The 21,173-nt window shown below is 71.4% G+C and carries 18 protein-coding genes; 5 read left to right on the plus strand and 13 right to left on the minus strand.

Going from position 1 to position 21,173, the window contains the following annotated elements; all coding sequences use genetic code 11:
• Positions 1 to 85: 85 nt before the first annotated feature.
• From HOO61_RS01575 to pdxH, 5 genes are all read right to left on the minus strand, one after another.
• The gene (locus tag HOO61_RS01575; RefSeq protein ID WP_172258094.1) at positions 86 to 1,990 is read right to left on the minus strand and encodes an ABC transporter ATP-binding protein; all 1,905 of its coding nucleotides are present in this window, start codon (positions 1,988 to 1,990) and stop codon (positions 86 to 88) included.
• A gap of 90 nt (positions 1,991 to 2,080) precedes the next feature.
• A complete protein-coding gene (locus HOO61_RS01580) occupies positions 2,081 to 3,814 on the minus strand; it encodes an ABC transporter ATP-binding protein (protein WP_172256301.1) in 1,734 nt (577 codons plus the stop codon).
• The gene (locus tag HOO61_RS01585; RefSeq protein ID WP_172256303.1) at positions 3,814 to 4,392 is read right to left on the minus strand and encodes a TetR/AcrR family transcriptional regulator; all 579 of its coding nucleotides are present in this window, start codon (positions 4,390 to 4,392) and stop codon (positions 3,814 to 3,816) included. Before HOO61_RS01585 ends, HOO61_RS01580 begins: the two co-directional genes overlap by 1 nt.
• Before the next feature lie 62 nt (positions 4,393 to 4,454).
• On the minus strand, positions 4,455 to 5,411 hold the full coding sequence (locus HOO61_RS01590) for an ATP-binding protein (RefSeq protein ID WP_172256305.1): 957 nt from the start codon (positions 5,409 to 5,411) through the stop codon (positions 4,455 to 4,457).
• Between the two features lie 77 nt (positions 5,412 to 5,488).
• Complete coding sequence (pdxH, locus tag HOO61_RS01595) at positions 5,489 to 6,127, minus strand: pyridoxamine 5'-phosphate oxidase (RefSeq protein WP_172256307.1); 639 nt, start codon at positions 6,125 to 6,127, stop codon at positions 5,489 to 5,491.
• Between the two features lie 52 nt (positions 6,128 to 6,179).
• Between pdxH and HOO61_RS01600 the strand changes: the two genes are divergently transcribed.
• Positions 6,180 to 7,286: a citrate synthase 2 gene (locus HOO61_RS01600; protein WP_172256309.1), complete on the plus strand. Its 1,107-nt coding sequence runs from the start codon at positions 6,180 to 6,182 to the stop codon at positions 7,284 to 7,286.
• A 3-nt stretch (positions 7,287 to 7,289) separates the two neighbouring features.
• On the opposite strand, the gene HOO61_RS01605 is transcribed toward HOO61_RS01600, so the two are convergent.
• From HOO61_RS01605 to HOO61_RS01615, 3 genes are all read right to left on the minus strand, one after another.
• A complete protein-coding gene (locus HOO61_RS01605; RefSeq protein ID WP_172256310.1) occupies positions 7,290 to 7,964 on the minus strand; it encodes a hypothetical protein in 675 nt (224 codons plus the stop codon).
• An 85-nt stretch (positions 7,965 to 8,049) separates the two neighbouring features.
• Positions 8,050 to 8,415: a DCC1-like thiol-disulfide oxidoreductase family protein gene (locus HOO61_RS01610; RefSeq protein ID WP_172256311.1), complete on the minus strand. Its 366-nt coding sequence runs from the start codon at positions 8,413 to 8,415 to the stop codon at positions 8,050 to 8,052.
• A gap of 23 nt (positions 8,416 to 8,438) precedes the next feature.
• Entirely contained in the window at positions 8,439 to 8,918 is a 480-nt protein-coding gene (locus HOO61_RS01615; protein ID WP_172256312.1) for a GNAT family N-acetyltransferase, read from the minus strand.
• Positions 8,919 to 9,014: 96 nt separating this feature from the next.
• Here HOO61_RS01615 and serC point away from each other — a divergent pair, with 96 nt between their 5' ends.
• On the plus strand, positions 9,015 to 10,136 hold the full coding sequence (gene serC, locus HOO61_RS01620) for a phosphoserine transaminase (RefSeq protein WP_172256313.1): 1,122 nt from the start codon (positions 9,015 to 9,017) through the stop codon (positions 10,134 to 10,136).
• A 15-nt stretch (positions 10,137 to 10,151) separates the two neighbouring features.
• On the opposite strand, the gene HOO61_RS01625 is transcribed toward serC, so the two are convergent.
• From HOO61_RS01625 to HOO61_RS01640, 4 genes are read right to left on the minus strand one after another with little or no spacing between them, the layout of a single operon-like run.
• Positions 10,152 to 11,147 carry a DNA topoisomerase IB gene (locus HOO61_RS01625; protein ID WP_172256314.1) on the minus strand — a complete coding sequence of 332 codons (996 nt, stop codon included), beginning with the start codon at positions 11,145 to 11,147 and terminating at the stop codon, positions 10,152 to 10,154.
• 34 nt (positions 11,148 to 11,181) lie between these two features.
• Positions 11,182 to 11,694, minus strand: coding sequence for an O-acetyl-ADP-ribose deacetylase (locus HOO61_RS01630; protein ID WP_172256315.1), 513 nt, complete (start codon positions 11,692 to 11,694; stop codon positions 11,182 to 11,184).
• 3 nt (positions 11,695 to 11,697) lie between these two features.
• A complete protein-coding gene (locus HOO61_RS01635; RefSeq protein ID WP_172256316.1) occupies positions 11,698 to 13,038 on the minus strand; it encodes a protealysin inhibitor emfourin in 1,341 nt (446 codons plus the stop codon).
• A gap of 45 nt (positions 13,039 to 13,083) precedes the next feature.
• Positions 13,084 to 13,827, minus strand: a complete 744-nt coding sequence (locus HOO61_RS01640; RefSeq protein WP_172256318.1) for a hypothetical protein — start codon at positions 13,825 to 13,827, stop codon at positions 13,084 to 13,086.
• Positions 13,828 to 14,103: 276 nt separating this feature from the next.
• Between HOO61_RS01640 and typA the strand changes: the two genes are divergently transcribed.
• The 3 genes from typA to HOO61_RS01655 are packed head-to-tail and all read left to right on the plus strand — an operon-like array spanning position 14,104 to position 17,892.
• On the plus strand, positions 14,104 to 15,993 hold the full coding sequence (typA, locus tag HOO61_RS01645) for a translational GTPase TypA (protein WP_172256320.1): 1,890 nt from the start codon (positions 14,104 to 14,106) through the stop codon (positions 15,991 to 15,993).
• 49 nt (positions 15,994 to 16,042) lie between these two features.
• Positions 16,043 to 17,200 carry a cysteine--tRNA ligase gene (locus tag HOO61_RS01650; protein WP_216658512.1) on the plus strand — a complete coding sequence of 386 codons (1,158 nt, stop codon included), beginning with the start codon at positions 16,043 to 16,045 and terminating at the stop codon, positions 17,198 to 17,200.
• Positions 17,201 to 17,217: 17 nt separating this feature from the next.
• The gene (locus tag HOO61_RS01655) at positions 17,218 to 17,892 is read left to right on the plus strand and encodes a hypothetical protein (RefSeq protein WP_172256322.1); all 675 of its coding nucleotides are present in this window, start codon (positions 17,218 to 17,220) and stop codon (positions 17,890 to 17,892) included.
• 26 nt (positions 17,893 to 17,918) lie between these two features.
• Here HOO61_RS01655 and HOO61_RS01660 read toward each other — a convergent pair whose 3' ends face one another.
• Positions 17,919 to 21,125, minus strand: coding sequence for a reprolysin-like metallopeptidase (locus HOO61_RS01660; RefSeq protein WP_367649981.1), 3,207 nt, complete (start codon positions 21,123 to 21,125; stop codon positions 17,919 to 17,921).
• Positions 21,126 to 21,173 lie beyond the last annotated feature (48 nt).

Here is a 21,173-nt window from a genome sequence, read left to right on the forward strand (position 1 = left end):
AAGAAATCATTCTCCGGATCACCTCCCTTCTGTGTGGGACCACCGTACGTCGGGGGGTGGAGCCACTCAACGCAATTTCCACCGGTCAGCCCACGACGTCCTCGACCGCCGCCTCGAACTGGGAGCGGTAGAGGCGGGCGTAGGCGCCGTCCACGGCGAGCAGCTGCTCGTGCGAGCCCTGCTCGACGATCGAGCCCTCCTCCATCACGAGGATCAGGTCGGCGTCACGGATCGTGGAGAGCCGGTGCGCGATCACGAACGACGTACGGTCCGAGCGCAGCGCCGCCATCGCCTGCTGCAGCAGCAGCTCGGTGCGGGTGTCGACCGAGGAGGTGGCCTCGTCGAGGATCAGCAGCGCCGGGTCGGACAGGAACGCCCGCGCGATCGTCACGAGCTGGCGCTCGCCGGCGGACAGGTTGGAGCCGTCCTCGTCGATGACCGTGTCGTAGCCGTCGGGCAGCGAGTGCACGAAGCGGTCGACAAAGGTCGCCCGGGCCGCCTCGAGGATCTGCTCCTCGGTGGCGTCGGGACGGCCGTAGGCGATGTTGTCGCGGATGGTGCCGGCGAAGAGCCAGGTGTCCTGCAGCACCATCCCGATCCGCCCGCGCAGCACGCCGCGCGGGATCGAGGTGATGTCGACCCCGTCGATGAGGATCCGACCGGCCTGCGGATCGTAGAAGCGCATCACCAGGTTGACCATCGTCGTCTTGCCGGCACCCGTCGGACCGACGATCGCGACGGTGTGGCCGGGCTCGGCGACGAGCGAGAGGTGCTCGATGAGCGGTCGCTCCGGGTCGTAGGAGAACGACACGTCCTCGAAGCGCACCTCGCCGTGGGCATCGGCAGCAGCAGCCGGGCGCCCGCTCGCGTCGGTCGACTCCTCGTCGGCGTCGAGCAGCTCGAAGACCCGCTCGGCCGAGGCGACGCCCGACTGCAGCAGGTTGAGCATCGAGGCGACCTGCGTGAGCGGCTGGGTGAACTGGCGCGAGTACTGGATGAACGCCTGCACGTCACCGAGCGACATCGTGCCGCTCGCGACCCGCAGGCCGCCGAGGACGGCGATGACGACGTAGTTGAGGTTCCCGACGAACATCATGATCGGCATGATCAGACCGCTGACGAACTGGGCGCCGTACGACGCCTCGTAGAGCTCGTCGTTCTGCTCGGCGAACACCCGCTCGGCCTCGTGCTGCCGGCCGTAGACCTTGACGATCGCGTGCCCGGAGAAGGTCTCCTCGATGTGGGAGTTCAGCGTCCCGGTGCGGCGCCACTGCTGGATGAACATGCCCTGCGAGCGCTTCATCACCGCGCCCGTGATGCCCATCGCGATCGGCACCGAGGCCAGCGCCACCATCGCCAGCAGGGGCGAGATCCAGAACATCATCCCGAGCACCGCGAAGACGGTGAGCAGCGAGGTGAGCATCTGGCTCATCGTCTGCTGCAGCGTCGTGCTGATGTTGTCGATGTCGTTGGTGACGCGGCTCAGCAGCTCGCCGCGCGGCTGCTTGTCGAAGTAACCCAACGGCAACCGGTGCACCTTGTCCTCGACCTCGGAGCGCATCCGCAGCACCGTGCCCTGCACGACGTCGTTGAGGAGGTAGCCGCCGAGCCAGGCCAGCACGGACGCAGCGACGTAGACCGCGAGAACGACGAGCAGCACGTCGGCGACGGCCGAGAAGTCGACCCCGTCGGTGAGGTCCATCGAGGCCAGCATGTCGGCGCGGTCGTCCTCGCCCTGGGCGCGCAGCGACTCGACCGCCTGCTCCTGCGTCGCCCCGGACGCGAGGACGTCCTTGCCGATCAGCCCGGCGAAGACGAGGTCTGTCGCCCGGCCAAGGATCCACGGCCCGACGGCGGTGGCGACCACGCTGAGCACGGTCAGCACCAGGACGGCGTACGCCTTGCGGCGCTCGGGGTGCAGCCGCGCGAGCAGCCGCTTGAGCGAGGGCCAGAACGTGTCGGCCTTCTGGCCGATCATGCCGCCGCCCATCGGGCCGCGGCCGGGTCCGCCCGGCCCGGTCTGGACGCGCTCGGTCTCCTTGAGCTGCCCGTCCTTGGCGGGGGCCTCCTTGGTGCTCACTCAGGCCACCTCCTCGGCGGTCAGCTGGGACTCGACGATCTCGCGGTAGGTCGTGCAGGTATCGAGCAGCTCGTCGTGGGTGCCACTTCCCACGACGGCGCCGTCCTCCATCACCACGATCCGGTCCGCGTGCCGGATGGTCGCGACGCGCTGCGCGACGATCACCACGGTCGACTCACGGGTCACCGGTCTCAGCGCGGCGCGCAGGCGGGCGTCGGTGGTGAGGTCGAGCGCGGAGAAGGAGTCGTCGAAGAGGTAGATCTCCGGCCGGCGGATCACCGCGCGGGCGATGGCCATCCGCTGGCGCTGGCCGCCGCTGAGGCTGGTGCCGCCCTGGGCGACGTCGGACTGCAGGCCGTCGGGCATGGCCTCGACGAACTCCCGCGCCTGGGCGATCTCCAGCGCCGCCCACATCTCCTCCTCGGTGGCGTCGGGCTTGCCGTAGCGCAGATTGTCGGCGATGGTCCCGCGGAAGAGGAACGCCTTCTGCGGCACCAGCCCGAGCCGCGACCACAGCGTCTCGGGGTCGAGGCGGCGTACGTCGACCCCGCCGACGCGCACCGCTCCCCCGGTCGCGTCGAACAGGCGTGGCACCAGGTTGACGAGCGTCGACTTGCCGGCGCCGGTCGACCCGACGATCGCCACCGTCTCCCCGGGCCGGGCGGTCATCGTGACCTCGCGCAGCACGGGCTCGTCGGCGCCGGGGTAGGCGAAGGTCACCGCGTCGAGCTCGAGGGTGAGCCGCTCGGGCAGCTCGGTGACGGGATCGGCCGGGGGGACGACGGACGACTCGGTGTCGAGGACCTCGGTGATCCGGTCGGCGCACACCGCGGCGCGCGGGACCATCATCAGCATGAACATCGCCATCATCACCGACATCACGATCTGCATCAGGTAGGAGATGTAGGCGGTGAGGGCACCGACCTCCATGTGGCCGGCCTCGACGCGGTGCCCGCCGAACCACAGCACCCCGACGGTCGCGACGTTGGCCACGATCATCACGGTCGGGAACATCGCGGCCTGCCAGCGCCCGGCGCGGATCGCGACCTCGGTGAGCTGGGCGTTGGCGTCGGCGAACCGGACGGTCTCGTGCTGCTCGCGCACGAACGCCCGCACCACGCGGACGCCGGTGATCTGCTCGCGCAGCAGCCGGTTGACCTCGTCGATGCGCTCCTGCATGAGCCGGAAGCTGGGGACCATCTGGCGCACGATCAGGCCGATCGAGACGCCGAGGACCGGGACGACCGCGAGCACGAGCCAGGACAGGCCGACGTCCTCGCGCGCGGCCATGATGATGCCGCCGACCATCATGATCGGCGCCGCGACCATCAGCGTCCCGCCCATCAGCACGAGCATCTGCACCTGCTGCACGTCGTTGGTCTCGCGGGTGATCAGCGACGGCGCACCGAAGTGCTGCACCTCGCGGGTCGAGAACGACCCGACCCGGCGGAAGATGGCGGCTCGGAGGTCACGACCGAAGCCCATCGCGTTGCGCGCGGAGAACCACACGGCGGCGATCGAGCAGACGACCTGCACCAGCGAGACGGCGAGCATCAGCCCGCCGTGGCGCACGATGTAGCCGGTGTCGCCGGTGACCACGCCCTTGTCGATGATGTCGGCGTTGAGGCTCGGCAGGTAGAGCGCGGCCATCGTGCCGACGAACTGCAGCGCGACGACCGCGGCCAGCGGGGCGGCGTACGGCCTGAGGTAGGTGCGGACGAGTCGGAGGAGCATCAGGAGTCCTTCTTCCTCAGCACGCCGTCGAGCAGCGTGTCGACGATCTGGTCGGGCGTGAGGAGGTGCCCGTCGCTGATGTGCGGGTGGGTCCCGGAGAAGGTCAGCATCCGGAGCATGTGCACGAGCTGGTCGGGGGTGCAGGTGAGCCAGTCGGCGTCGGGCTCGACGACGGCGACCATGGCCTTCTCGGCGCGACGCCGCCCCTCCTCCATGTGGCGGTGGGACTTCGGCGGACCGACCATGCCCATCGCGGTCATCAGCGAGAAGATCCCGCGGAATCGCTCCTGCAGGCGCGAGCACAGGTCGACGAGCCGCTCGCGGAGCGGCAGGTCGACGTCGACCGACTCGAGGTCGGCCAGGAACGGCTCGATGTCGAGGGCCTTCTCGAGCGCCGCGGTGACGAGCTCGTCCTTGGAGTCGAAGACCCGGAAGATCGTGCCCTCCGCGACCCCGGCGGCATCGGCGATCAGCTTGGTGGTGACGCCGCGCCCGTGCTCGTGCAGCAGCGGGATCGTGGCCTCGACCAGTGCCTCGCGCCGGTCCTCGCGGGTCATCGGGCGGGCACGCGGGGTCACCCGGCGAGTGTAGATGAGTGAGCACTCACTCACCAACGGAATTCCGAGCCACCGTGAGGTCGTCAGGCCGTCGGACCGCCCTCGAGCCAGTCGGGCCAGGGGGTCGGGGTCGCTCCCCGGGCGGTCTGCGCGAGCACCTCGTCGGTCATCCACGCACGGAGGGCGCGCAGCTCGGGCGAGGACGACAGCGTCAGCAGCCGGCCCTCCTCGCACAGCAGGTCGGCCCGGCGCACGGCGTGTTGCAGCTGCTCGACGAGCGCGCCGAACTCGCGCGGCATGGCCATCTCCACGTCGACGACCTCGAGGTGCTCGTCGCGAGCCTGCTCCGCGGTGCGCCGACCGGCGAGCCGGGCGTGCGTCGGCGAGACGAGGAGGCCCTGGATCTCCTCGGCGATCGCGGCCGACACGCTGTTGTCCTCGTCGACGCCCAGCAGCTGCAGCTCGCGGACCAGCTCGTCGAGGTGGCGGTCCTGCTGCAGGCTCAGCGCGACCGGGCACCGGAGCAGGCGCACGAGTGCCCAGCCCGGCGGCAGCTCGCCGTCCGTCGTCTCCGCGTCCGTCTGCGTCCGCTCCGGGGCGATCGCCTCGTGGGCCGGCTCGGAATCCGCGAGGTCCGCCCACACCCGCTTGCCACGCGTCGTCCGGTCGACGCCCCACCGGCCGGCGAGCATGGCGACGATCGTCAGTCCGCGTCCGGTCGCGTCGAGCTCGTCCCACTCCAGGTCGTCGCCGGCCGGGGTGCGGGCGAGCACGGCCTCGACGCCCACCGGCCCGTCGTCCTCGACCGCGACACGTACGCCGGCGGCGTGCGCGGGTCGCTCCAGCGTGACGTGCATGAACTCCGCCATGGCGTGCAGCGCCGCGTTGCTCGACAGCTCGCTGGCCACCAGCTCCGCGACATCCACCAGCTTGACCTCACCCCAGGCGGTCAGGCCGTCGGTGACGAAGCGGCGGACAGCAGGGACGCTGGCGGCGTCGGCGGCCAGCCGCACCTGCAACCTGGTCGGCGCGTCCTGCATGGGCTTGAGGCTAGACCCATCGCGCGGCGCGCGCCTGCGAGAACTGCGCCGCGTTCCGGCAAGACCTGCCGGCGGGCTCAGGGAGCGAGCCGCTCGGTGGTCCACCCGTCGTCGCCGCGGCGGTAGACCAGCCGGTCGTGCATCCGGCTCGGGCGCCCCTGCCAGAACTCGACGACGTGCGGGCTGACCCGGTAGCCGCCCCACTGCGGAGGCACGGGGAGCGGGCCGTGGTCGCCGAAGCGTTCCTGCACCCGGGCGTACGACGCCGCGAGCGCGGACCGCGAGGCCACCGGCCGCGACTGGTCGGAGGCCCACGCCCCGAGCTGGGCGCCGCGCGGGCGCGAGCGGAAGTAGGCCTCCACCTCGTCGTCGGGCAGCACCGACGCCACGCCCTCGATCCGCACCTGCCGCTCGAGCGGGTGCCAGGGGAACAGCAGCGCGCAGCGCGCGTCGGCGGCGAGGTCCGCGCCCTTGCGCGAGGCGCGGTTGGTGTAGAAGACGAAGCCGTCGGGCCCGACGCCCTTGAGCAGGACCATCCGGCTCGACGGCCCACCCTCTGGCGTCGCCGTGGACAGCACCATCGCGTTGGGCTCGTGCACCCCCGCGTCGACGGCCTGCCGCAGCCAGCGCCCGAACATCTCGACCGGGTCGGCGGCCAGGTCGGGCAGGTCCAGTCCCCCGCGGCCGTACTCCTCGCGCAGTCCGGACAGGTCCATGCCCCGACCCTAGTGCCGGGTGCACAATGAGCCGTCCCTACGAAGGAGTCGCATGACCGAGATCCAGCACGGCCTCGAAGGTGTCGTCGCGTTCGAGACGCAGATCGCCGAGCCCGACAAGGAGGGGTCCGCGCTGCGCTACCGCGGCGTCGACATCGAGGAGCTGGTCGGACGCGTCCCGTTCGAGAACGTCTGGGGCCTCCTCGTCGACGGCTCCTACACCCCCGGCCTGCCGCCGGCCGAGCCCTACAACATCTCGATCCACACCGGCGACGTGCGCGCGGACGTGCAGGCCGCGGTGGCGATGCTCGCCCCCATGCTCGGCATGGGCCAGACCTACGACATCTCCGACGAGCAGGCGCGCCTCGACCTCTCCCGCGTCGCCGTCATGGTGCTGTCGTACGCCGCCCAGTCGGCGCGCGGCCTCGGCAAGCCGGTCGTCACCCAGGCCGACGTCGACCAGGGCCGGACCCTCGCCGAGCGGTTCCTCATCCGGTGGCGCGGCGAGGCCGACCCGAAGCACGCCCACGCCATCGACGCCTACTGGTCGTCGGCGGCCGAGCACGGCATGAACGCCTCGACCTTCACCGCCCGGGTGATCACCTCGACCGGCGCCGACGTCGCCGCCGCCTTCTCCGGGGCCATCGGCGCGATGTCGGGCCCCCTCCACGGCGGCGCGCCCTCGCGCGTGCTCGGGATGATCGAGGAGGTCGAGAAGCGCGACGGCGACGCGTCGTCGTACGTCAAGGAGCTGCTCGACAACGGCGAGCGGCTGATGGGCTTCGGGCACCGCGTCTACCGCGCCGAGGACCCGCGGGCCCGGGTGCTGCGGCGCACGGCGCGCGAGCTCGACGCCCCGCGCTACGAGGTGGCCGAGGCGCTCGAGAAGGCCGCCCTGGAGGAGCTGCGCTCGCGTCGCCCCGACCGCGTCCTGGAGACCAACGTCGAGTTCTGGGCAGCCATCGTCCTCGACTTCGCCGAGGTGCCGGCCCACATGTTCACCGCGATGTTCACCTGCGCCCGCACCGGCGGGTGGTCGGCGCACATCCTCGAGCAGAAGACCACCGGGCGGCTCATCCGGCCCTCCGCGGTCTACGCGGGACCGACCACGCGCCCCGCCGACGAGGTCGAGGGCTGGCACGCGGGCTGGGGTGCCTGAGGGTCACACGGTCGGCGGCACGGTCGGCACGGTCGGTACGGTCGGCACCTGGGCGTGGTACCAGGACGTCGTGCCCTTCGCGCCCTTGCGCGTCAGCGAGACGTGCAGGTGGTCGCGGTGGCGCAGCGTCGGGGAGCAGGTGCGCCGGGTGCGACAGCCCGAGCTGAGGTAGCGCTTGGCCACGAAGCCGTCATAGGAGGCGTACATCGTGTCGTCCCAGATGATGTACATGATCCCCATCCGGCGGGCGAGCGCGTGCGGCTGACCGGTGTCGTCAGGAGCGAGGAGCTCGTCGAGGAGGGCGGCGGCGAGCGCGGCGTCGACCGGGTCGGTCGCGTCGAGGAGCCAGTCGAAGGCGCGCGACTCCTTGTGCTCGCTGCGGCTCGAGCCGGTGCACGAGCGACTGATCGGGCCGTAGCCACCGCCGCGCGCCACGAGCCAGTCGGCGAGCATCAGCACGCCCGGCTTGGGGACGCGCCTGCAGGCCGTCTGCGGCTGGTAGCCGGCGTACGGCTCGAGCGGCATGAGGAACGGAGCCGACGACGTCACGGTCCCGCGCCGGTCGCCGACCTCGCCGATGCCCTCGGCCGAGGCGGCCGTGGGCCCGCTCGCGAGCAGGCCGAGCAGCAGGACACCGACCCCCGCCACCAGTCCGGCAACGTGCGATGACGCTCGCATCGACGTCCCACCTTCCCCTTGGATCACATCCGGCTCAGGGACCGTAAGCGGCCTCGAGCCCGGGCGTCAGGGGATCGTCAGAACATCAACGCTGTAGTTCGCAGGCGGCCGTCCCGCCGGGCAAACGGTGCCGGTTGGCGGCCACCCAGGCGTACGTCCGGCGTGCGACGGGGTCGACCGGGCGGGACTCCATCACCCGCCCGACCAGCCGCCAGGGCAGCGGGCCGGTGCGCAGGATCGAGGCGAAGGCCCGGTGGCCGTAGTCGACCCGGCCGTCGGGGTGGACGTAGGGCATCTCGACGACCGCCCGCACGGGGTCGACGCCGAGCGCCTCGAGGTCGGCGGCCTGGACGGTCGAGCTGTCGACGTCGACACCGAGCCGCGGCACGAGGCGCGCGGTGCGCATGCAGAAGCCGCAGTCGGCGTCGTTGAGCATCAGTCCGCGGTCCACGACGGCAAGGCTACGTCGGGCGGTCAGATCCGGCGGGCGAAGCAGCGGCTGAGGTCCGAGCCGCAGTAGTAGCCGAAGCCGGGGATCGGCTCGTAGCCCGACGACAGGTAGAGCTCGATCGCCTCCGGCTGCTTCATCCCGGTCTCGAGGACGAGCGCCTGGATCCCAGCGTCGGCCGCCGTGGCCTCGAGGTGCGCGAGCATCCGCCGGGCCAGGCCGCGACGCTGGGCGGCGGGGACGACGTACATCCGCTTCACCTCCGCGGTGACGTCGGCGTCGAGCGCCGCCACCGACGACCGCCGCCAGGCACCCGTAGCCACGGGTGCGTCGTCGAGGTAGCCGACGAAGAACTGCCCGAGCGGGTCCTCGAAGTCGCGGGGGTCGACCGGCGACTCGTCGCGCCCGCCGTAGCGAGCGACGTACTCCTCCTGCACGGCCTCGACGAGCAGCCGCGCGTCGGGGTGCGTGATCGGCAGGCGCTCGATGCGGAGCTGGGTGTCCAACGTGCGTCCCTGTCGTGAGTCGTGGTGCGGCGGATGTCAGGATAGGAGCCACTGACAGCGTCGTCAGGACCGCCACCCACCGTTCGTGAGGAACCCATGACCGACGCCCTCAAGATCCCCGCCGAGCTCCTTCCGGCAGACGGCCGCTTCGGCGCAGGACCGTCCAAGATCCAGACCAGCCACCTCGACGCGCTCGCCGCGACCGGCTCCTCGCTGATGGGCACCTCCCACCGGCAGGCCCCGGTGAAGAAGACCGTCGGCCGGGTCCGCGAGGGGCTCGCCGCGCTGTTCGACCTGCCCGAGGGCTACGAGGTCGTGCTCGGCAACGGTGGCGCGACGGCCTTCTGGGACATCGCCTGCTTCGGGCTGATCCGGGAGAAGAGCCAGCACCTGTCGTTCGGCGAGTTCTCCTCGAAGTTCGCCACCTCTGCGAAGAAGGCGCCGTGGCTCGCCGACCCGTCGGTGATCACCAGCGAGCCGGGCTCGCGGCCCGACGCCGTCGCCGAGGAGGGCGTCGACGTCTACGCGTGGGCGCACAACGAGACCTCGACCGCCGTGATGGCACCGGTGCTGCGTCCGGCAGGGGTGGCCGACGACGCGCTCGTGCTGGTCGACGCCACCTCCGGCGCCGGCGGCCTGCCCGTCGACCTCGACCAGGTCGACACCTACTACTTCGCCCCGCAGAAGTGCTTCGCCTCCGACGGCGGCCTCTGGATCGCCGTGATGTCGCCGCGGGCGCTCGCGCGCGCCGAGGAGATCGCGGCGAGCGACCGCTACGTCCCGCCCTTCTTCGACCTGCCGACCGCGATCGACAACTCCTCGAAGAACCAGACCTATAACACCCCGTCGGTGGCGACGCTGTTCCTGATGGCCGAGCAGCTCGACTGGATGAACAGCCAGGGCGGGCTCAAGGGCATGGTCGAGCGGACGACGGCGTCCTCGGACGCGCTCTACGGCTGGGCCGAGCGCACGTCGTACACGACGCCGTACGTCGCCGAGCTGGCCGACCGGTCGCTCGTGATCGGCACCATCGACTTCGACGAGTCGATCGACGCTGCCGCGATCGCCGCCACCCTGCGGGCCAACGGCATCGTCGACACCGAGCCCTATCGCAAGCTCGGTCGCAACCAGCTGCGCATCGCGATGTACCCCGCGATCGACCCCGCCGACGTCGAGAAGCTCACCGCCGCGATCGACCACGTCGTCGCCCACAGCTGAGCGGGCTCACGGCGCTCAGGCTGCCAGCAGCTTGAGCACGGCGCGCTCGAGCGCCGCCTGACGCGCGTCGTCGGTGTCGTAGGAGCCACGGACCTTGATGGTCCGGCCCCGCTCGTAGGCCTCGACGACGCGCGGGTCGACGTACGACGTGCGCGCCAGGGTCGGCGTGTTGCCGAGGAAGTCCGAGACCTCCTTCATCGCCGCGGAGACGGCCCGCTTGCGTGAGGCTTTCGTCTTCCCCGGCTCGTCGGTCTCGGCCAGCGCCGACGCGGCGATCACCGTGGCGTGCCAGGTGCGGAAGTCCTTGGCCGTGGCCTCGATGCCGAAGCAGCCGCGGATGTAGTCGTTGACGTCGGCGGACGAGAGGTCGCGCCAGGTGCGTCCGTCCTTCCAGGCGAGCAGCCGGTCGCCACCGCCGCGGCGGCGACGCATCACGTCGAGGGCGCCGACTGCCGCTGCATCATCGATGTCGATGCAGTGCTCGACGCCCGACTTGCCGGTGAAGCAGAACCGCAGGCCGCCCTGGTACCGCGACACGTGCTCCCGGAGCATCGTCGTGAGGCCGAACGACCCGTTGGTGTCGGTGTAGACGTCGTTGCCGATGCGGAAGTAGCCGAGGTCGAGCAGGCGTACGGCGACCGCGCACGCACGTTCCTGCGACATGCCCTCGGCGCCGATGTCGGCCAGCACCCGCTCACGCGCCTTCGACAGCGCCTTGCCGAACCCGAGGATCCGGTCGAACTTGGCGGCGTCGCGGCTGGTGCGCCAGTGCGGGTGGTAGAGGTACTGACGCCGGCCGGCGTCGTCGGTGCCGACGGCCTGCAGGTGGCCGTTGGGGTAGGGCGTGATCCACACGTCCTTCCACGCCGGCGGGATGACGAGGTCCTTGCAGCGCTGGACCTGGTCGGGCTCGAGGCGGTTGCCGTGCTCGTCGAGGTAGGTGAACCCCTTGCCGGACCGGCGGCGGGTCCAGCCTGGCTGGTCGGGGAAGGTGCGCCTCAGTCGCGGCATGCGGTGAACCTAGCGAACCGGCCCCACCCCGCCGTCACCCTGAGGGAGGTCTGCTCGACAGGGCGCCCGCGATCTCCTCGAACGCAGCTCGACCGAACGCCACGAGACGAGCCTCCTCGACCGAGGTCGATGCCACGCGGATCGTGTCGATCGCCGCGGCGATCGCATCCTGCCGGGGCCACCCGTAGATGCCGGCGCTGACCAGGGGGAAGGCCACCGTGCGTGCCCCGAGCTCGTCGGCCACCGCGAGCGCCCCGGAGTAGCACGACGCCAGCAGCGAGCGGTCGCGCTCGCCGGCGTTCCAGTTGGGGCCGACGACGTGGATCACCCACCGCGCCGACATGCGACCCGCGGTGGTCCACCCGGCGCCCCCGGTGGCGAGCCCGTCGGGGAAGCGTCGCCGGCAGTCCTCGAGGACCTCCGGACCGCCCGCCGCGTGGATCGCTCCGTCGACCCCACCGCCGCCGCGCATGCGGCGGTTGGCGGCGTTGACGACGGCATCCACCCGCTGGACGGTGATGTCCCCCTCAACGACCGTGACCTGCACGGCTCAGACCTGCCGGTCCGAGGACGAGCCCGGGCCGAGGATCCGTCGCGCGAGCTCGGCCTGGCTGGCCGTCAGGAGGTGCTCGGGCACGCGCACCGGGTCGTGGTCGTCGACGGTGAACGTGTAGACGAACATGTCCGGGCGGGGCGGACCGTCGGTGGTCGCGGAGGCGAGCACGGCCTCCGACACGAGCCGGCCGAGGTCAGGGTCGTCGTCCTGACCGAGGTCCATCTCGGCGGTCTCGGTGCGACCGGTGAAGCCGCCGCTGCGCTCCACGCGCACGCGACCGCCCGTCGGCACCGGCTGCGTGGCCGGCTGGGGAGCGGTGTCCCCCGTCGGCCCGGCGCCGACCTCCACGTCCACGCCGACCTGCGCCCACGCGTCTCGCACGGCGTCGGCGTGCTCGCCGGCGGCCGCGACGGTCGCGGCGGCGAAGGTGGTGAAGGTCGCGCCCGAGGGCACGTCGCCCCCCACCAGGGCGTCGTACCAGATCCGGCCGGCACCCGCGATCGACGTGCCACCGATGGCCACCGCCGCGAGCTGGAACGCCTTGTTGGGGATGCCGGAGTTGAGGTGGACGCCGCCATTGTCGGCGGCCGTGTCGACGTAGTCGTCCATGTGGCCGACCTGGGGGTCGGCGCCGATGTCCGGGTCGTCGTAGGCCGTGCCGGGTGCGGCCATGTCGCGCAGGGCACGGGCCTGGACGGACGGCATGAAGATGCCCTGTCCGATCAGCCAGTCGCCCGCGCCGGCGTCCTGGCCGAGGAGGCGCTGCTTGAGGCACGACGCGAACGCATCGGCGACCGACTCGTTGAGCGCGCCGGACTGGCCGCGGTAGGTGAGGTCGGCGGTGTGCTCGATGACCGCGTGGGAGAACTCGTGGGCAAGCACGTCGACCGGCTTGGTGAACCGCTCGAACACCCGGCCGTCGCCGTCGCCGAAGACCAGCTGGGTGCCGTCCCAGAAGGCGTTGTTGTAGCGCGAGCCGTAGTGGACGGTCAGGCTGACCGGCACCCCGGCGCCGTCGTAGGAGTCGCGGGACAGGTCCTCGAGGAACATCCGCAGCGTCTCCTCGATGCCGGTGGCGGCCTCGTCCACGGCGACGTCACCGGTCTCGGGCTCGCTGGCGCTGCGGGCGGGGGTGCCGGGCAGCGTCGTGCGCGACTCCGCGTCGTGCACCGTCCACGCCGGTCCGGCGACCACGCCCTCGGGCCGGGCCTCGCGCCCCCGGGCGGCGCGCTGGCGACGCAGCTCGTCGTCGCGAGCCGCGCGCTCGGGCCCGTCGACCCGCTCCACGAGCCACGGCGGGATGAAGGTGCAGCGGGGTCCCCGAGATGTCGTCATGCGTCCTGTCTACTCCCCGCCACCGACAGGGGGAAGAAGTGTTCGTCAGGCGCAGGAAGACGCGGTGAACGTGAAGTCGCTCAACCAGATCCGCTGGTTGCTCCCCCCGACGGAGCTCCAGTAGACCAAGGAGATCGACGACACCGCCTCGTTGTAGACCACTGCCACGGTTCCCCGGCTGTCCCCCGCGTTCGGTAGGACGGTGTTGCCGTCGTGGTAGTGCCACGGGTTGCCCGGGACACCTGACCCGACTACGTAGGAGTTGCGCCGGCCTCGGGGCTGCGCGGTGAACTTGCGCTGCCCACTGAGCTCCACCTGGTCCCACCAGCCGCCGTCGCTGCTGTCGATGTCGGTGATCGAGAACGCCAGGTCACTGACGGGGCGGGAGAAGGTGAAGGTGACCGTCTGTCGGTAGTCACGACCGGCCCGGATGGGGCTGGCGTGGTGCAGCTCCAGTCCCAGCTTCGACCCGAGGAGGTTCGCCGCCGTTCGCTCGACGCGGCTGCTGCTGACGCTGCTCGTGAGCACGATGTCCACGGGTTGCGCACCTACGACGCCTCCGGGAACCACCGCCACTCCCGATGCCGCGCTCGATCGCGTGTAGACCTTCGAGCCCCAGTCCACGGTGTAGGGCGATGGCTTCGTGCTCGCCGGCGAGCACGCGGCGTACGCCGGGACCGCGACGGCGACGGAGACCGCGGGTGCGGTCCAGGCGGCGGCACGGAGCACAGTGCGCCGGCTCGGGACGTACGACGTGGGTGTGGCGGGCTCGACAGACGTGGTCGACATGGCAGCTCATCCCTCCCGGATGACAGGTCCGCACCGGGCAGACCCGCATCCCCACGCGGTCCTCCGGTCTTGTGGGGACGACGCTACGGACGGGTAGTTGAAGCGCGGATCGCTTTTACCGCGCCGTGGGGCAGCCGTGCGCGACCCGGTCACCGCACGTCAACGATTGAGGCGGTCACGGTCCCCGCCGGTAACCTTGACCAGCGATCTGCGCCCATGTGCGTGCGGCCCCTCGGCCGCCGGTCGCCACCCGATCTCCGCCCGGAAGGCCCCTGCATGCCCACCCAGTCCCGTTCCGACCTGCGCAACGTCGCGATCGTCGCCCACGTCGACCACGGCAAGACCACGCTGGTCGACGCGATGCTCCGCCAGGCGGGCGCGTTCACCGCGCACCAGGCCGAGAGCGTGGCCGACCGCGTCATGGACTCCGGTGACCTCGAGCGCGAGAAGGGCATCACCATCCTCGCGAAGAACACCGCGGTCCACTACACCGGTCCGTCGGCCCCCGACGGCATGACGATCAACATCATCGACACCCCCGGCCACGCCGACTTCGGTGGCGAGGTCGAGCGCGGCCTGTCGATGGTCGACGGCATCGTGCTGCTGGTCGACGCCTCCGAGGGCCCGCTCCCCCAGACCCGCTTCGTGCTCCGCAAGGCGCTCAACGCCGACATGCCGGTGATCCTGGTCGTCAACAAGACCGACCGTGGCGACGCCCGCATCAGCGAGGTCGTCGACGAGTCCTACGAGCTCTTCATGGACCTGCTCGACGACTCGCACAGCCAGGACGCGCTCGACTTCCCGGTCGTCTACGCCTCCGGCAAGGCCGGCATCGCCTCGCTGGAGAAGCCCGAGGACGGCACCATGCCCGAGGGCTCCGACCTCGAGCCGCTCTTCAAGACGATCCTCGAGACGATCCCCGCCCCGCAGTACGACGACGAGGCGCCGTTGCAGGCCCACGTGACCAACCTCGACTCGTCGCCGTTCCTCGGCCGGCTGGCGTTGCTCCGCATCCACCAGGGCACGCTCAAGAAGGGCCAGACCGTGGCCTGGATGCGTCGCGACGGCGAGGTCAAGAACGTCCGCATCACCGAGCTCCTCGTCACCGAGGGCCTCGAGCGCAAGCCCGGCGAGTCCGCCGGCCCCGGCGACATCGTCGCCATCGCCGGCATCCCGGAGATCACCATCGGTGAGACCCTCGCCGACGCCGACAACCCGGTGGCCCTGCCGCTGATCCACGTCGACGAGCCGGCCATCTCGATGACCATCGGCACCAACACCTCGCCGCTGGTCGGCAAGGTGAAGGGCTCGAAGGTGACCGCCCGCCTGGTCAAGGACCGCCTCGACTCCGAGCTCATCGGCAACGTGTCGCTGCGCATCCTGCCGACCGAGCGTCCCGACGCCTGGGAGGTCCAGGGCCGCGGTGAGCTCGCGCTGGCGATCCTCGTCGAGCAGATGCGCCGCGAGGGCTTCGAGCTCACCGTCGGCAAGCCGCAGGTGGTCACCCGGGAGATCGACGGCAAGCTGCACGAGCCGTTCGAGCGCCTCACGATCGATGCGCCCGAGGAGTACCTCGGCACGATCACCGAGCTCCTCGCCGTCCGCAAGGGCCGCATGGAGGGCATGACCAACCACGGCACCGGATGGGTGCGCATGGAGTTCGTCGTCCCGGCCCGCGGCCTCATCGGCTTCCGCACCGACTTCCTCACCGAGACCCGCGGCACCGGCATCGCCCACCACATCTCGGAGGGCTACTTCCCGTGGGCCGGCGAGATCCGTTCGCGCAACAACGGCTCGCTGGTGGCCGACCGCGCCGGCGCGGCGACGGCGTACGCCATGACGTCGCTGCAGGAGCGCGGCGTGCTCTTCGTCGAGCCCGCCACCGAGGTCTACGAGGGCATGATCGTCGGCGAGAACTCCCGCGCCGACGACATGGACGTCAACATCACCAAGGAGAAGCAGCAGACCAACATCCGGTCCGCCACCTCCGACAACTTCGAGAAGCTGATCCCGCCGAAGCGGCTCTCGCTCGAGCAGTGCCTGGAGTTCTGCCGCGAGGACGAGTGCGTCGAGGTCACCCCCGAGATGGTGCGTATCCGCAAGGTCGTGCTCGACGCCAACGCGCGCGCCAAGACGGCCAGCAGGGCGCGCAAGGCCAACAAGTAGGTCCGACCGCGCCCGACCGGGCGTCCTCGTCCTGAGGCATGATCGGGGCATGGAACGGATCATGCCCGGGGTGGTGGGCCGCGCGGGTCGCTACGTGCTGACGCAGGAGTCGGGGCCGCGCGCCGCCGACCTCGTGCTGGCCGGCGCGCCGCTCCCCCTGACGGGGACGATGCGCATCTACACCTGCGGCATCACACCGTACGACGTGACCCACCTCGGCCACGCCGCCACGTTCGTGTGGACCGACCTGCTCGTCTCACTCGCCCGCAGGCTCGACGTCAAGACGGTGAGCAGCCGCAACGTCACCGACGTCGACGACGTGCTGACGGCGGCGGCCGCGCGCGCCGCGCAGCACTACGACGAGCTGGCCGCGATGCAGGAGTTCCAGTTCGACCGCGACATGCGTGGCCTGGCCGTGGCCCGGCCGGACCTGACCCCGAAGGCCCACGCCCACGTCACCCAGGTCGTCCAGCTCACCGACGCCCTGCTGCGCACCGACGCGGCCTACGTCGTGGGCGGGCACGTCTTCTTCCGCGCGCCTGCCGACCTCGACCGGCACGGGCTCGACGAGGACCGGGCGGCCGCGGCCCTCGAGGAGTTCGGGGACCGGGTGGACGACGGACGGGAGGCCGTCTGGGACGTGCCGCTGTGGAAGCCCTCGGGCGACACCGACCCCGCGTGGCCCAGCCCGTGGGGCTGGGGCCGGCCGGCCTGGCACGTCGAGTGCTCGGCGATGGCCGCCACCGTCTTCGGCGCCTCGGTCGACGTGCTCGCCGGCGGCGCCGACCTGGCGTTCCCCCACCACGCCTATCAGGCGGCGATCCTCGAGGCGGCCACCGGCACCCGGCCGTTCGCCCGCCGCCAGCTCCACGTCGGCACCGTGCTCGTCGACGGCGCCAAGATGGCCAAGTCCGCCAACAACCTGGTCCACGTGAGCGACCTGCTGGCTGAGCACGAGGGCTCCGCGGTCCGGCTGATGCTGCTCAACCGCACGTGGTCGGACCCGTGGGACTACACCGCCCCGGAGCTGACGGCCGCCACCGACCTGCTCGCCCGGCTCCGGGCGGCGGCGGTGCCCCTCGGCGGTGACGGCTCCGGCGTGGTCGCGGCCCTGCTGGCCGACCTCGACGTGCCTGCCGCCATCGAGGTCGCGCTCCGCGACGGCGGCGAGGCCGCACGCACGCTGCTGGCGGTGCTCAAGCTCTGACGTGGAAGGCTGGGCCCGTGAGCGACTCGCCCGACCACCGTTGCAGCCCGCCCACCCCGGCCGACTCGGAGCTCGCCGAGCAACTGGCCGCATGGCTCGAGCAGCTCGGGCTCGCCGACCAGCTCGCCGCGGCCGGGTTGCCGACCTACGAACGCGTCGGTGACGCGGTGCGCTGGACCGAGCCCGCGACCGGCGAGCCCCTCAGCGCCGAGCGACTGGCCGAGCTCGACCGGCTGCTGCGCTCGCAGGGCGAGGACCCCGCGCACGCCGTTCCCGTCGCGCTCGTCCGGCTCCGCCGGGAGACCCGGGTGCGGCAGGAGCTCCTCGACGGCGGCTGGCTCGACTACGCCGGCGTGGCGCGGCTGCGCGGCGTCTCGACCAACGCGGCCCGCTTCGCGGTCCACAAGGCCGCCGAGCGACGTACCCTCCTGGTCGTCGGGCACGAGGGCGCGGTGCTGGTGCCGTCGTTCCAGCTCGACGAGGACGGCGAGGTGCGCACCGAGCTGCTGACCGTCCTCGAGCCCCTGCTCGTCTCGGTCGACCCCTGGCGAGCCTGGATCTGGCTCACCACGCCGGCCGCCCTGCTGGGCGGCGCGGTGCCCCACGAGGCCGCGCGCCAGCCCGAGGAGCTCACGCTCGTGCAGCGCGCCGCGGTCGCCCTGGCCGAGCGGTCTCGCTCGGCGCAGGGCTGACCCGGCGGCTGCCCGGAGGCGCTCGGTCAGTCGGTCGGCGCCTCGGTGACGACCGCGACGCCCTCGATCCGGACCGGCTTGTTCTTCGTCACCACGATGCGCAGCTTGCCCTTGCGCGCCTTCGACAGCTCGAACGTGCGGAGCTTGCTGAAGGACCGCTTGCCGGCGAACTTCACCACGCCCAGCTTGCGCTTGCCGAGGAACACCCGCGCCTTGCCACCGTTCTTCACCGTGCCGATGACGAGCACGATGCGCTCGGTGGCAGGCACCCGGGTGACGAGCTCGGAGCCCTTGCGACGCGAGGTGATGTAGTCGCCGAACAGGGCCCGCTTGTCCTTCTTGCGGTTCCACGTGCCCTTGCGGGCGAAGGTGCTCTCGTCACGCGGCACGGTGAACGTCACCGCGGCCGGGGTCGGGTCGGCGACACCGGCCGCGTTGACCGCGGCGACGGTGACGATGTGCGTGCCGGCGCGGAAGCGGTCCGTGAGACCGGTGGCGTCGCACGGCACGGACTCGGTGTCGACCGTGCACCTGAACGACGCCGGCGTGACCGACGAGCTGTAGGTGAACGCCTGCTTGCGCTCGAGCACGATCGAGTCGTTCGCGGGCCCGGAGGTGATCGTGGTCTCGGGCGCGGGCGTCGCCTTCAGCACGAACGAGGCGTCGTTGACGGCGAAGAAGTAGTTGCCGAGCGCCTCGATCTTGATGCGTACGTCGCTCGCGTCGACGTTGGGCATCGCCAGGGTCTCCGAGCCGTCGTTGGGCGTGCTCGCCGCGAGCACCGTGCCGAAGGTCGCGCCGCCGTCGGTGGACAGCGAGATCTTGACGTTCTCGGCCAGGCGTCGCGTGCCGTTCTCGGCCCAGGTGACCGGGACGGACGAGCCACCGGCCACGGTCGCACCCTCGGTGGTCTGCGAGGTGACCAGGAACGGTCCGGCGGTCCTGTCGACCGTGAGGGCGACGTCGTCGTAGGCCACACCGCCACCGTTGGGGAACAGGTCCCGCGAGGTCACGCGGAAGCGCAGCACGCGGTCGTCACCGCCGCCGAAGCTGCCGAGGTAGTCGGCGGTCGGCAGGAACTCGGAGTAGCAGTCGAGCAGCTCGTCGGGCAGCTGCTCGTCGTCCGGCAGCGGGGTGCCGTCCTCCGCGACGGCCGGCGGGCAGACACCTGCTTTCGCGTTGGTGTTGCCGTCGAGCACCTGCGTCATGTCGGGGAAGACCCTGGTGGGGTTGCCGTCGGCGAGGTTGATGCCCGGCGAGGGCGACGTCAGGGAGTCCGCAGTGCTGACGACCGCGTCGTCGCCGAAGACCCGGAAGAGCGGTCCGTAGCGCTTGGTGTTGTCGGACAGGCGCGTGCCGGACCCGACGTTGGTCTGCTCCCAGAGGTGGACGAGCGCGTCGCCGTCGGCGTCGGTGGCCGACGCAGCGGTGAGCGCGAACGGCGTCTGGATCGGGATCGTCTTCGGGTCCGGGGCATCCACCACCGGAGCCCTGTTGTCGGTGATCTCCTCGGTCCTGGGCAGGTCGATGCCGTTGGTGCTGGCCGGGCCGCCGCGCTCGGTCTCGCCGACGAAGCCGGTCACGTCACCGGACCCGACGACTCCGAGGGAGGGGAGGTCGACGTCGTCGGCCCCACCCACGGTGAAGGCGACCGGCTCCTCGTTGAAGATCACCTGGAAGCCGACGTCGGTGATGGGCGAGACGACGGGGTTGCCGTCGTCGTCGGAGTTGAAGACCTCGTCGAAGCCCCACTGGGCGATCGAGACGTCGCGTCCGGTGATCGACTCGACCGCGGCCTCGACCCCGGCGTTGGTGTAGTCGACGCCACGGGTGAGGGTGGCGGTGTCGCCCTCGTAGCTCAGGGTGATGGTCTCGCCGTCGGTGTCGAAGTCGCGCAGCGAGACGGTCTGCACCTCGATGACGTTGTAGGGGGTGGCCTGGACGGCCTCCACCTCGTCGATGGTGAGGAAGGAGAAGTAGGGGTCGGTGTGCGGCTGCAGGTCGTCGCTGCCGCAGATGCCGGCGTAGGCCATCACCGAGGAGCCCGAGCCGGGCTCGACCGAGGCCTCGGAGATGTTGTCGGCGCAGTTGCCGTCGGCTCCGTTGAAGGTGTGGTTGCCGCCGAACTGGTGGCCGATCTCGTGGGCGACGTAGTCGATGGCGAAGAAGTCGCCGGTGGGGATGGGCAGGCCGGTGCAGCCGCCGCCCTTGTAGGCACCACCCACGACGCCGAGGTAGGCCACGCCGCCGCCGTTCTTGCCCAGCGCGATGTGGCCGACGTCGTAGCTCGAGGCACCGATCAGCTGACCGAGGACGGTGCGGTTCTGGGAGAGCGTCAGGATGCTGCAGAAGTCGAGGTCGCCGGGGAGGCCTCCGCCCGCCACGTCGAAGCACGGAGCTTCGCCGCAGGGGCCGTCGGCGCCGGTGGCGTCCGCTTGGGTGTCGAGGTTGAGCTTGTCGGTGTCGTTGACCAGCCGCAGCTCCGTGCCGAGGTCGTCGTTGTAGATCTGGTTGACGCGGTTGATCAGGGTGACCTTCTCGGCCAGCACGTTGTCGGTGCCGAAGTAGGCGGCATAGGACGGGTCGCTGGTCAGGGCGAGGCGGTAGAAGTGGCGCCGGACGGGCTGACCCGCCTCCGGGTCGCGCTCCGCAGCCTGCGCCTGCGCGACGGTGTCGCGCAGCGCCTTGACCTCACCCTCCTGGCGCCGCTTCTCCGGTGCGGGGAGGTCGGAGGAGCGGTAGCTCAGGTGCGCGGTGGTGCCGCGGCGGTTGTAGGCCGGGTCGACGTACCAGTCGGCCTGGGCACCCGGCTCGCGGACGAAGGCGTGGAAGCCCATGGGGGTGATGTCGAGCGCGATCGAGACCCGCGGGTCGTCGACGCCGCGACCCGACCAGGTGGCGATCTCCGGGTGCGCGGCGGCCAGCTCGGACTCCATGGTCTGCGTCCGCGTGACGCGGAAGGCCTGCAGGCTGCCGTCCGGTGCGGGCACCTCCACGACGGCGGAGGCGCCGGCCTGCGGGAGCTCGCCGCGCAGGGCAGCCAGGTCGACGCGGGAGGCGGCGTACTCCCTGGGCTCGACGCGGACCTTCGCGCCGGACGGCTCGAAGCCGCGGAGCGGTGCGAAGGCGCGGTCGTCGGGCGCGGCCGCGACCGGAGCCATCGAGCTGAGCACCCCCGCTCCCATGACCAGGGCCAGACCTGCGGCAAGACTGCGGGGGCGAGGAAACGACACACGAGCTCCTTCGAAGACGGAACTCGCAGCCTAGGTAGGCCCACCGAC

Origin of the sequence: Nocardioides sp. zg-1230, from assembly GCF_013155335.1 — a bacterium.
Classification (GTDB): domain Bacteria; phylum Actinomycetota; class Actinomycetes; order Propionibacteriales; family Nocardioidaceae; genus Nocardioides.